The organism is Amycolatopsis sp. SID8362 (genome assembly GCF_010550475.1).
Classification (GTDB): Bacteria; Actinomycetota; Actinomycetes; order Mycobacteriales; family Pseudonocardiaceae; genus Amycolatopsis; species Amycolatopsis eburnea.
This window is the reverse complement of sequence record NZ_JAAGNB010000775.1, coordinates 1-11,596: the sequence shown is the minus strand read 5'-3', so window position 1 is coordinate 11,596 and position 11,596 is coordinate 1. Positions and strand designations below refer to the sequence as shown.

Here is an 11,596-nt window from a genome sequence, read left to right as displayed (position 1 = left end):
AGAGGTTTACAACCCGAAGGCCGTCATCCCTCACGCGGCGTCGCTGCATCAGGCTTGCGCCCATTGTGCAATATTCCCCACTGCTGCCTCCCGTAGGAGTCTGGGCCGTGTCTCAGTCCCAGTGTGGCCGGTCACCCTCTCAGGCCGGCTACCCGTCGTCGCCTTGGTAGGCCATTACCCCACCAACAAGCTGATAGGCCGCGGGTTCATCCTGCACCGCCAGAACTTTCAACAACCCTGGATGCCCAGAGTTGTGATATCCGGTATTAGACCTCGTTTCCAAGGCTTATCCCAGAGTGCAGGGCAGATTACCCACGTGTTACTCACCCGTTCGCCACTCATCCACACCCGAAGGTGCTTCAGCGTTCGACTTGCATGTGTTAAGCACGCCGCCAGCGTTCGTCCTGAGCCAGGATCAAACTCTCCAACAATGAACAGTTTAATCGAGGCAATTTCTTGCTTCTCAAAGGAAACCCCGACGAGGGGGTTTCATATATAAGCTCTACTGGCTTAGTTCACTAGCACACTGTTGAGTTCTCAAGCAACACACCCCGAGTTCACCGCGTTCCAGCGGCTCGCTCGAAGCGAGTCATTCCTAGCAGTTTTTGGTGGAACACCCACTCAATCGCGATCCGCGAGAGCTTGGTTCGTGTCCCGGCGGCCACCCGGTTTCCCTGGCGACTTGGAGAACTTTACACCCCCTCCAGGGGCCCGAAACAGGGGGGTACCTTAACCGCGTTCCCGCAGGTCAGGGCCCTGTTTCGGGCCTCGGGGGCCGGTCAGCCGCCGAGGGCGACGCCGGCGACGTTCCGCTTGCCCTTGCGGACGACGAGCCACTTGCCGTGCAGGGCGTCGCCCGGCGCCGGCTTCCACTCCTCGTCCGCGATCTTCACGTTGTTGACGTACGCGCCGCCCTCCTTGAGGGTGCGGCGCGCGGCGCCCTTGCTGTCCACCAGTCCCCCGGCCAGCAGCAGGTCGACGATCGTCGGCTCGCCCGACGGGTCGACCTTGCCGTTCGGGACCTCGGCCATCGCCGCGTCGAGGGTGCGTTCGTCCAGGTCGCCGAGCTCGCCGCGGCCGAACAGGGCCTGGCTCGCGTTGATGACCTGCCGCGTCTGCTCCTCGCCGTGCACCAGGACGGTGAACTCCTCCGCCAGCCGCTTCTGCGCGGAACGCAGGTGGGGGCGCTGTTCGGTGTCCTCGGCCAGCGCGGCGATCTCCTCCCGGTCGAGGAAGGTGAACATCCGCAGGTAGCGGATGACGTCGGCGTCGCCCACGTTGACGAAGTACTGGTACCAGGCGTACGGCGAGGTCATCTCCGGGTCGAGCCAGAGGTTCCCGCCGCCGGTGGACTTGCCGAACTTGCGGCCCTCGGCGTCGGTGACCAGCGGCGCGGTCAGCGCGTGCGCGGCCGCCCCGTCGGTCCGGCGGATCAGGTCGACCCCGCCGACGAGGTTGCCCCACTGGTCCGAGCCGCCGACCTGCAGCTTGCAGCCGTACTGGCGGTGCAGCTGCAGGTAGTCCTGCGACTGCAGGAGCAGGTAGCTGAACTCGGTGTACGACATGCCGTCGCCCTCGAGCCGCCGCTTCACCGTCTCCCGGTTGAGCATGACGTTGATCGAGAAGTGCTTCCCGACGTCGCGCAGGAACTCCAGCGCGCTCTGCTGCCCGGTCCAGTTGAGGTTGTTCTCGACGATCGCGCCGGTCGGCGAGTCGTCGAAGTCGACGAACCGCTCGAGCTGGCCGCGGATGCGCCCGGCCCACTCGGCGACGACGTCGAGGGTGTTCAGCGTGCGCTCACCGGTGTCGCGCGGGTCGCCGATCATCCCGGTCGCGCCGCCGGCCAGCACGATGGGCCGGTGCCCCGCGCGCTGGAAGCGCTTGAGCATGAGCAGCGGGACCAGGTTGCCGGCGTGCAGGCTGGGCGCGGTCGGGTCGAAGCCGCAATAGAGCGTCACGGGACCCTGGTCGAGCTCGCGCCGGAGGGCGTCGATGTCGGTGGACTGCGCGATCAGGCCGCGCCAGGACAGCTCGTCGAGGATGTGTTCGCTCACGCCTGTAGATCCTCCCGCACCAGGTCAACCGACTAACTGGCGGGTCGGACCCGGCGCTTCCCGCCCCGCCGGTAGGTCGACACGGCGGGCGAGCCGTCGACCCAGAACCGCCACGGCGTCTCCATCGCCATCGCGACGCCGACGCGGGGACCGGAGCGGATCAGCTCGTCCGGCACCCGCTCGCCCGCGTACAGCCGGACGGGCGACGCCGGATCGGTCAGGTCGACACCGTTCTGCTCGCGGTCGACGCGGAGCACCGACGTCAGGATGGCCGGGCCCTTCGCCAGTTCACCGGTCCCGCGCGCGGACGGGCGCCGCCTGCGGACAACGTCGAGGCCGGTGACGACTTCGCCCGCCCGCAGCAGCACCGCGCCCGCGACGCCGTCGTGGGAGCCGACGATGTTCGCGCAGAAGTGCATCCCGTAGACGAAGTACACGTACAGGTGACCCGCCGGACCCCACATCACGGCGTTGCGCGGGGTCCGGCCGCGGTAGCAGTGCGACGCCGGGTCGTCCTCGCCGCGGTAGGCCTCGACCTCGACCAGCCGGACGCCGACGGTGCCGTCCGGACCATCGGCTTCCAGGACCGAGCCGAGCAGCAGCCGGGCCAGGTCGACGGGATCGAGTGCCAGCTCCTCGCGCGTGAACAGCCGGTCGCTCAACACCACTCCCCTCGTCCCGGTGACCCGGCCGAGCCTAACCAGCGGGTCAGCCGAGCCACTGACGGGCCGCGGTGACCCGCTCCTCCAGCCGGGCGCGCTGCTCGGCGACGCGCTCCGGCGCCGTCCCGCCCCGGGCGTTGCGCGACTTCACCGAGCCTTCGACGGTGAGGACCGCGCGCACCTCGGGGGTGAGCGCCGGGTTGATCTTCTCGAACTCCTCGTCGGTCAGCTCGTCCAAGCCGACGCCGCGGGCCTCGGCGACGCGAACGCTTTCGCCCGCCGCTTCGTGCGCGACGCGGAACGGCACGCCTTGGCGCACCAGCCACTCCGCGATGTCGGTGGCCAGCGTGAACCCGGCGGGAGCGAGCTCGGCGAGCCGGTCGGTGTGGAAGGTCAGGGTGGCGAGCATGCCCGCGATCGCCGGGAACAGGAGCTCGAGCTGCTCGACCGAGTCGAACACCGGCTCCTTGTCCTCCTGCAGGTCGCGGTTGTAGGCCAGCGGCTGCGCCTTCAGCGTGGCGAGCAGGCCGGTGAGGTTGCCGATCAGCCGGCCCGCCTTGCCGCGGGTCAGCTCGGCGACGTCCGGGTTCTTCTTCTGCGGCATGATCGAGCTGCCGGTGGCCCAGGCGTCGTCCAGCGTGACGTAGCCGAACTCGGCGGTGTTCCAGATGATCACCTCTTCGGCGATCCGGGAGAGATTGACCGAGAGCATGGCGACGGCGAAGGCGAATTCGGCGACGAAGTCACGCGAAGCGGTGCCGTCGATCGAGTTCTCGACGCTGGTCGTGAAGCCCAGCTCCTCGGCGACGGCCTCCGGGTCGAGCCCCAGCGACGAGCCGGCGAGCGCACCCGAGCCGTACGGCGACTCGGCGGTGCGGGCGTCCCAGTCCTGCAGCCGCGAGACGTCACGGAGCAGGGCCTGGCCGTGAGCCATCAGGTGGTGCGCGAGCAGCACCGGCTGGGCGTGCTGCAGGTGCGTGCGGCCGGGCAGGATCGCGTCCGGGTGCCGCTTCGCCTGCGAAACCAGCGCGTCGACGACTTCCAGGGTGCCGGCGACGACCCGGCGAGCGGCGTCGCGCAGCCACATCCGGAACAGCGTCGCCACCTGGTCGTTGCGCGACCGGCCGGCGCGCAGCTTGCCGCCGAGCTCGGTGCCGGCCCGCTCGAGCAGGCCGCGTTCGAGGGCCGTGTGCACGTCCTCGTCCGCGATCGTCGGGGTGAACTCCCCCGACGCGACGTCCTTGGCCAGCGCGTCCAGCGCGGTCAGCATGCCCGTCAGCTCGTCGTCGGTGAGCAGGCCCGCCTTGCGCAGCACGCGGGCGTGCGCGCGGGAGCCGGCGATGTCGTAGGGCGCCAGCCGCCAGTCGAAGTGCGTCGACGCGCTCAGCGCGGCCATGGCCTCCGCCGGACCGCTGGCGAACCGGCCGCCCCACAGCTGCACCGGCTGCTCGTTCCCGCTCACTGTTCTCGCTTCTCCTCGGTTTTCAGGTGGTCAGGCGACCGTGATCCGGCCGTCGTACAGGACCAGGCGGACACTGGCACATCCGCGGCCGGTCCGCCGTTCGAGTGCGGCGCACGCTTCGCCGCGCCCGATTCTCTGCGCTTCGCCGCGCGCGCTCAGCATCCGGCGGGCTTCGGCGACGGAGACGGTCTCGCCGTCGATCGCCACCGGGATCCCGTGGTCGAAGGTGATCACGACCTCGTCCGGCGCGAGGAACTCGCCCTCGGCCGGGAAGATGTCGGCGAGCGCGATCATGACGGTCCTTCGTCCGCCGATCGCTGGGCGAGAGCGGCGAAGCGCTCCGCGAGTTCCTTGCCCGTCAGGGGTTCCCGGGCGATCACCGCGACGGTGTCGTCCCCGGCGATCGAGCCGACGACCTCCTCCAGAGCCGCCCGGTCGATCGCGCTGGCGAGGAACTGCGCCGCACCCGGCGGGGTCCGCAGCACCATCAAGTTGCCCGAGGAGTCGGCCGAGACCATCAGCTCGGCCAGCAGCCGGGAGAGCCGCGACGTTCCGCCCTGCACCCCGCGAACCGGGCTGCCGTCCTCGGGGATCACGTAGACCGGCGCCCCCGAGTCCGGGCCGCGCAGCTTGACCGCGCCGAGCTCGTCGAGATCGCGCGACAGCGTCGCCTGTGTCACCTCGATGCCTTCCGCGGCCAGCAGCTTGGCCAGCTCGGTCTGGCTGCGAATGGTCATGGTCGACACCAGTTCGGTGATCCGTGCCTGCCGCCCCACCCGGCTGCTCGTCATCGCCGGCTCTCTTCGAAGAGCCAGACCAGCAGGGCCTTCTGGGCGTGCAGGCGGTTCTCGGCCTCGTCCCACACCGCGCTGGCCGGGCCGTCGATCACCTCGTCGGTGATCTCCCAGCCGCGGTGCGCGGGCAGGCAGTGCAGCACGATCGCGTCGTCCGCCGCCTTCTTGAGCAGCTCGGCGTTGACCTGGAGCGCGCGGAACGGGCCGACCCGGTCGAGGCCGTCGTTCTCCTGCCCCATCGACGTCCACGTGTCGGTGACGAGCACGTCCGCGCCGCCGACCGCCTCGTACGGGTCGGTGAAGACGGTGGCCGTGCCGCCGGTCTCCTCGCCCCGCTTCTTGGCGTCGAGCATGACCTGCTGGTCGGGCTGGAACCCGAGCGGCGACACCACCCGGACGTGCATCCCGGCGGTGACCCCGGCCAGCAGCAGCGAGTGCGCCATGTTGTTGGCGCCGTCACCGAGGTAGACCAGCGTCAGCCCGGCGAGCTTCCCCTTGCGCTCCCGGATGGTCATCAGGTCGGTGAGCGCCTGGCACGGGTGGAACTCGTCGGTGAGCGCGTTGACCACCGGGATCGACGCCGCCGACGCCATCGCCTCGATGCGCTTCTGGGCGAAGGTCCGCCACACGATCCCGTCCACGTACCGGGACAGCACGCGCGAGGTGTCTTCGATGGTCTCCTCGCGGCCGAGCTGCATCGAGCGGCCGTCGACGATCACCGGGTGCCCGCCGAGCTGGCTGATGCCGACCTCGAACGAGAACCGGGTGCGCGTCGAGTTCTTCTCGAAGATCGCCGTGATCGACTTGCCCGCCAGGGTCTTGTTCCCCAGCGGGTCGGCCTTGAGCGCGTCGGCGAGGTCGAGGATGGCCTTCTGTTCGGCGGGACTGACGTCGTCGTCGCGGAGGAAGTGGCGGAGCATCAGTCGGAGTCCTTCGTGGTGGAGTCGAGCGCGTTCGGGAGTGCGGCGAGGAAGCCTTCGACCTGCTCGCCGTCGAGCACGAGCGGCGGCGCGAGCCGGATGGTCTCCGGGGCGATCGGGTTGACGAGGTAGCCAGCGTCCTGGACGGCCTTCGCGACCGCAGCCGAGACGGGCTGCTTCAGCGCGATGCCGAGCAGCAGGCCGGCCCCGCGCACCCCGGCGACCAGCGGGTGGCCCAGCGCCTCGACGCCGGCCGCGATGTCCTTGCCCAGTGCGGAGACGTGGTCGAGGAGGCCGTCCGCGGCGATGGTCTTCAGCACGGCCAGGCCGGCGGCGCAGCACACCGGGTTGCCACCGAAGGTCGTGCCGTGGTGGCCCGGCTTGAGCAGCTCGCCCGCCGCGCCGACGCCGATGACCGCGCCCAGCGGCAGCCCGCCGCCGAGCCCCTTGGCCAGGGTGATCACGTCCGGGACGATGCCGGCCTGCTGGTAGCCGAACCAGGTGCCGAGCCTGCCGATGCCGGTCTGCACCTCGTCGAGCACCAGCAGCGTGCCGGTGGCCTTGGTGATCTCACGGGCGGCCTGCAGGTAGCCGTCGGGCGCCGGGAACACCCCGGCCTCGCCCAGCACCGGCTCCAGGAAGACGGCCGCGGTGTCGGTGTCCACCGCCGCCTTGAGCGCCGCGACGTCCCCGTACGGGACGTGCTCCACCCCCGGCACCAGCGGCTTGAACGGGTCGCGCTTGCCGGGCTGGCCGGTGAGCGTCAGCGCGCCCATGGTCCGCCCGTGGAACGCGCCTTCGGCCGCGATGACCTTCGTGCGCCCGGTCAGCCGGCTGATCTTCAACGCGGCTTCGTTGGCCTCGGCGCCGGAGTTGACGAACAGCACCCGGCCGTTGCCGGCGAGGCCGGCGACGTCGAGCAGTGCCTCGGCGAGTTCGACGGCGACCGGGTTGACGTACAGGTTCGAGGTGTGGCCGAGCTGCTTGATCTGGGTGGTGACGGCTTCGACGACCGCCGGGTGGGCGTGGCCCAGCGCGTTGACGGCGATGCCGCCGAGCAGGTCGACGTACGCCTTGCCGTCGGCGTCCCACACCTTCGCGCCTTCACCGCGCACGAGCGTCAGCGCCGGGGTGCCGTAGTTGTCCATCAGGGCGGACTGCCAGTGCTGCTGGCCGTCCACATTGGACTTGAGGTCGGTCACGGGAGCTCCGTTTCGGGGAAGACCATGGTGCCGATGCCGCGGGAGGTGAAGACCTCGAGCAGCACCGAATGGGCGAGGCGGCCGTCGATCACGTGCGCCCGGCGCACGCCGCCGCGGATGGCGCGCACGCACGCCTCCATCTTCGGGATCATGCCGCTGGCCAGGCCGGGCAGCATGGTCTCGAGGCGGTCGACGCGGATGCGGTCGATCAGCGACGACCGGTCGGGCCAGTTCGCGTACAGGCCTTCGACGTCGGTGAGCACGACGAGCTTTTCGGCGCCCAGCGCGGCCGCGAGCGCGCCCGCGGCCGTGTCGGCGTTGACGTTGTGCACCACGCCGTCGACGTCCGGGGCGACGGTCGAGACGACCGGGATGCGCCCGGCGTTGACGATGTCGAGGACCGCGTCCGGGTTGACCTCGGCGACCTCGCCGACCAGCCCGATGTCGACCTGCTCACCGTCCACAGTGGCCTGCTTGCGCTCGGCGGTGAACAGCCGCGCGTCTTCGCCGGAGATGCCGACCGCGTACGGCCCGTGCGCGTTGATCAGCCCGACGAGCTCGCGGCTGACCTGGCCGGTGAGCACCATCCGGACGATGTCCATCGTTTCCGGGGTGGTGACCCGGAGGCCGCCCTTGAACTCGCCTTCGACGCCGAGCCTGGTGAGCATCGCCGTGATCTGCGGGCCGCCGCCGTGGACGACGACCGGGCGCAGGCCGGCCAGCCGCAGGAACACCATGTCCTCGGCGAAGGCCGCCTTCAGCTGGTCGTCGATCATGGCGTTGCCGCCGTACTTCACCACCACGGTGGCGCCGTGGAAGCGCTGCAGCCAGGGCAGCGCTTCGATCAGGACCCCGGCCTTCTCGGCCGCCGTCGCGAGTCTTTCGTCCGCGGAAATCAGAGCCTCCTGGTTCATGAGGAGTACGCGCTGTTCTCTTCGACGTAACCGTGGGAAAGATCCGTGGTGTAGACGGTGGCCGCTTCGGTGCCGACCCCGAGGTCGACGACGATTTCGATCGCGCGCGCGGTGAGGTCCGCCGCGGTCCGGTCGGCGGCAGGCATGCCCTGGGCGAACAGGGTGACGCCGTTGATCGTGATCGACACCGTCTCCGGGTCGATCCGGGCCGGGACCCGGCCGAGCGCCATGGCGATCCGGCCCCAGTTGGGGTCGGAGCCGAACAGCGCGGTCTTGACCAGGTTGTCCTCGGCGATCGTGCGGGCGACCGCGATCGCGTCGGTCTCGGAGTCGGCGCCCTGGACGGTGATGTTGACGTCCTTCGTGGCGCCTTCGGAATCCGCGCGCAGCTGCAGCACGAGGTCGAGGCTGACCTTGGTGAGCAGCTCGGTGAGTTCCAGTTCGGTGGGCTCGACGCCGCTCGCGCCGGAGGCCAGGACCAGCACGGTGTCGTTGGTGGACGTGCCGCCGTCGACGTCGAGCCGGTCGAAGGTCACGCGGGTCGCCGCGCGCAGCGCCCGGTCGAGGGTTTCCTTGTCCACCACGGCGTCGGTGGTCAGGACCGAGAGCATCGTGGCGAGGTTCGGCGCGAGCATGCCCGCGCCCTTGGCGAAGCCGCCGACGCTCCAGCCGCCGTCGTGCTTCGCGAAGGCCTGCTTCGGTTTCGTGTCGGTGGTCATGACGCCGGTAGCGGCGTTCAGGCTCGCTTCGGCACTCGCGTCGAGCGCTTTGAAAGCGGTGTCCACGCCGGACAGGACCGCGTCCATCGGCAGCCGCTCGCCGATCAGGCCGGTGGAGCAGACCGCGACCTCGATCGCGCCCGCCTGCAGGACTTCGGCGACCTTTTCGGCGGTGGCGTGGGTGTCCTGGAAGCCGCCGGGCCCGGTGGCCGCGTTGGCTCCGCCCGAGTTGAGGACGACCGCCTTGAGCCGTTGCTGCTTGAGCACCTCCCGCGACCACAGCACCGGCGCGGCCTTGATGACGTTGCGGGTGAACACGCCGGCCGCGACGTCCAGCGGGCCGTCGTTGACGACCAGCGTGAGGTCGAGCGCGCCGGACGCCTTGATCCCGGCGGCGACGCCGGCGGCGCGGAAGCCCTGGGGGCCGGTGACGGTCACGGTGCCACTCCTACGGTGGGAAGCCCGGTGGTTTCCGGGAGGCCGAGGGCCAGGTTCATCGACTGGACGGCACCGCCGGCGGTGCCCTTGGTCAGGTTGTCGATCGCGGCGACGACGACCAGGCGCCCGGCGCCGGTGTCGACCGCGACCTGCAGCTGGACGTTGTTGGAGCCCAGCGTCGACGCGGTCGCCGGCCAGGCGCCGGCGGGCAGCAGCTGGACGAACGGCTCCGCGTCGTAGGCCTTTTCGTAGGCCTCGCGGACCGCGGCTTCGTCGACGTCGCCCTTCAGCGGAGCGCTCGCCGTGGTGAGGATGCCGCGGGGCATCGGCGCGAGGACCGGGGTGAAGGACACGGTGACCCGCTCCCCCGCGACGGCCGAGAGGTTCTGCGCGAACTCCGGGGTGTGGCGGTGGGCACCGCCGACGCCGTACGCGCTCGCCGAGCCCATCACCTCGGAGCCGAGCAGGTTCGACTTGAGGCTCTTGCCCGCGCCGGAGGTGCCGGTGACCGCCACGACGGTGACGTCCGGCTCGATCAGCCCGGCGGTGAACGCGGGCGCGAGGGCCAGCGACCCGCCGGTCGGGAAGCAGCCGGGCACGGCAACGCGCTTGGTGCCGGTGAGCCGCTCTCGTGCGCCGGGCAGTTCCGGCAGGCCGTACGGCCACTGGCCGGCGTGCTCGCCGCCGTACCAGCGCTGCCAGTCGGCCGGGTCGGCCAGGCGGTGGTCGGCACCGAGGTCGACGACCAGGACGTCCGGGCCGAGCTGCGCCGCGATCTCGGCGGAGTGCCCGTGGGGCAGCGCCAGGAAGACGACGTCGTGCCCGGCGAGGGTTTCCGGCGTCGTTTCGACGAGGACACGGTCGGCGAGCGGGACGAGGTGGGGCTGGTGGACGCCGAGTCTGGTGCCCGCGCTGCTGGCGGCCGTGAGCGCGCCGATCTCGGCCTCGGGATGGGTCAGCAGCAGGCGCAGCAGTTCGCCGCCCGCGTACCCGCTGGCTCCGGCCACCGCGATGTTCACCGTCATACGCATGATTATGCACGCCCTTGCAAGGCTAAACAAACAGGTTTACCGGGAAGTGGTGCCCGCCACCTTGGGATGCTGAGCGCATGACGGACACCCCGGCCCGGCTGCTCGGCCTCCTCTCGCTGCTCCAGACGCCCAGGGAGTGGCCGGGCAGCGAACTCGCCGACCGGCTCGGGGTCAGCCCGCGCACCATCCGCCGCGACATCGACCGGCTGCGCGAACTGGGCTACCCGGTCGAGGCCAGCCGCGGCGTCGCGGGCGGGTACCGGCTGGTCGCGGGCACCGCGATGCCGCCGCTCGTGCTCGACGACGACGAAGCCGTCGCGATCGCCGTGGGACTGCGGACCGCCGCGGGGCAGTCCGTTTCCGGGATCGAGGAAGCATCGGTGCGGGCACTGGCGAAGCTGGAGCAGGTGCTGCCCGCGCGGTTGCGCCGCCGGGTGGGCACGATCGGCACGGCGACGGTCGCCGTGGCGGCCACCGGGCCCGTCGTCGACCCCGCGCAGCTGACGGTGTTCGCCGGCGCGATCACCAACCACGAGACGGTCCGCTTCCGCTACCGGGCGAACGACGGGGCGGAGACCCGGCGCCGGGCCGAGCCGCTCCGGCTGGTCGCCGCGGGGCGCCGGTGGTACCTGGTGGCCTACGACCTCGACCGGGCGGACTGGCGAGTCTTCCGCGCCGACCGCGTCCGCGACGCCCAGGCGACCGGCGGCCGGGCGGTCCCCCGGCAGCCGCCCGCGACGGACCTCGCGGCTTACGTCCTCGACCGGCTCTACGACCTCGCGCCGACGTACCGCGCGGTGGCGGTGCTGGGCGAACCGGCGACACAGATCGCGGGCCGGCTCGGGGTGGCGGCCGGCGAGCTGACCGACCTCGGGGACGGCCGGTGCCGGTGGCGGAGTCACGCGGACACCCTGGACTGGCTCGCGTTCCGGCTGCTGGGGCTGGGGTGTGCGTTCACGGTCGAGGAGCCGGTGGAACTCGCCGAGCGGTTGAAGGTGCTGGCTGCGCGCGCCAATGCGGCGGCGGGTGTGCCGGTGGACTGAGCGGGACGGCGCCGACCGACCACGGTGGGCGGGAGGTCGCGCTCGCATTGGTGCCGGCCAGGCGCGGACGGCGACGACCGTCGGGTCTCCTTCGGCCCGCTCCGGCAGAGGCCGCGCTCGCGCGACCGGGCCACGACCGATGGACCTCTTTCGGTCCGGTCCAGCACTGGAGGCCACCCTGGTGCCGGTTCGGCGCGGACGGCCGGAGCCAACGGATTCGCTCGCTCCCGTACCGCTCGGGTCCAAGCGTCAGCCAGGCCTCTCGTGGCGCGTTCTGGGACCGCCGCAGCGGTCCGTGTGCTCGTCGATGGTCTGCTCACTGGATTTCCTCCCCCTTATCGGGGCGGTGGGCCGGTC

11 protein-coding genes and 1 rRNA gene are annotated in these 11,596 nt (G+C 71.0%); 1 reads left to right on the top strand and 11 read right to left on the bottom strand.

Annotation, left to right across the window (positions count from 1 at the left end):
• The 11 genes from G3I65_RS23870 to argC all read right to left on the bottom strand — a co-directional run.
• Positions 1 to 431, bottom strand: a 16S ribosomal RNA gene (locus G3I65_RS23870); the annotation flags it as partial.
• A 348-nt stretch (positions 432 to 779) separates the two neighbouring features.
• Positions 780 to 2,054, bottom strand: coding sequence for a tyrosine--tRNA ligase (gene tyrS, locus G3I65_RS23865; protein ID WP_160698073.1), 1,275 nt, complete (start codon positions 2,052 to 2,054; stop codon positions 780 to 782).
• A gap of 32 nt (positions 2,055 to 2,086) precedes the next feature.
• Positions 2,087 to 2,719, bottom strand: coding sequence for a DNA-3-methyladenine glycosylase (locus G3I65_RS23860; protein ID WP_309235662.1), 633 nt, complete (start codon positions 2,717 to 2,719; stop codon positions 2,087 to 2,089).
• A gap of 43 nt (positions 2,720 to 2,762) precedes the next feature.
• A complete protein-coding gene (gene argH / locus G3I65_RS23855; RefSeq protein ID WP_160698071.1) occupies positions 2,763 to 4,178 on the bottom strand; it encodes an argininosuccinate lyase in 1,416 nt (471 codons plus the stop codon).
• 30 nt (positions 4,179 to 4,208) lie between these two features.
• Positions 4,209 to 4,472, bottom strand: coding sequence for an argininosuccinate synthase (locus tag G3I65_RS23850; protein ID WP_239071405.1), 264 nt, complete (start codon positions 4,470 to 4,472; stop codon positions 4,209 to 4,211).
• On the bottom strand, positions 4,469 to 4,969 hold the full coding sequence (locus G3I65_RS23845; protein ID WP_160698070.1) for an arginine repressor: 501 nt from the start codon (positions 4,967 to 4,969) through the stop codon (positions 4,469 to 4,471). The genes G3I65_RS23850 and G3I65_RS23845 overlap by 4 nt, the downstream gene beginning before the upstream one ends.
• Positions 4,966 to 5,892: an ornithine carbamoyltransferase gene (gene argF / locus G3I65_RS23840; protein WP_160698069.1), complete on the bottom strand. Its 927-nt coding sequence runs from the start codon at positions 5,890 to 5,892 to the stop codon at positions 4,966 to 4,968. The genes G3I65_RS23845 and argF overlap by 4 nt, the downstream gene beginning before the upstream one ends.
• Positions 5,892 to 7,094 carry an acetylornithine transaminase gene (locus G3I65_RS23835; RefSeq protein WP_160698068.1) on the bottom strand — a complete coding sequence of 401 codons (1,203 nt, stop codon included), beginning with the start codon at positions 7,092 to 7,094 and terminating at the stop codon, positions 5,892 to 5,894. Before G3I65_RS23835 ends, argF begins: the two co-directional genes overlap by 1 nt.
• Positions 7,091 to 8,008: an acetylglutamate kinase gene (argB, locus tag G3I65_RS23830; RefSeq protein ID WP_160698067.1), complete on the bottom strand. Its 918-nt coding sequence runs from the start codon at positions 8,006 to 8,008 to the stop codon at positions 7,091 to 7,093. Before argB ends, G3I65_RS23835 begins: the two co-directional genes overlap by 4 nt.
• Positions 8,005 to 9,165, bottom strand: a complete 1,161-nt coding sequence (gene argJ, locus G3I65_RS23825; RefSeq protein WP_160698066.1) for a bifunctional glutamate N-acetyltransferase/amino-acid acetyltransferase ArgJ — start codon at positions 9,163 to 9,165, stop codon at positions 8,005 to 8,007. The genes argB and argJ overlap by 4 nt, the downstream gene beginning before the upstream one ends.
• Positions 9,162 to 10,190: an N-acetyl-gamma-glutamyl-phosphate reductase gene (gene argC / locus G3I65_RS23820; RefSeq protein ID WP_160698065.1), complete on the bottom strand. Its 1,029-nt coding sequence runs from the start codon at positions 10,188 to 10,190 to the stop codon at positions 9,162 to 9,164. Before argC ends, argJ begins: the two co-directional genes overlap by 4 nt.
• A gap of 83 nt (positions 10,191 to 10,273) precedes the next feature.
• On the opposite strand from argC, the gene G3I65_RS23815 reads away from it, so the two are divergent.
• On the top strand, positions 10,274 to 11,239 hold the full coding sequence (locus tag G3I65_RS23815) for a YafY family protein (protein WP_160698064.1): 966 nt from the start codon (positions 10,274 to 10,276) through the stop codon (positions 11,237 to 11,239).
• The last annotated feature ends 357 nt before the right edge of the window (positions 11,240 to 11,596 follow it).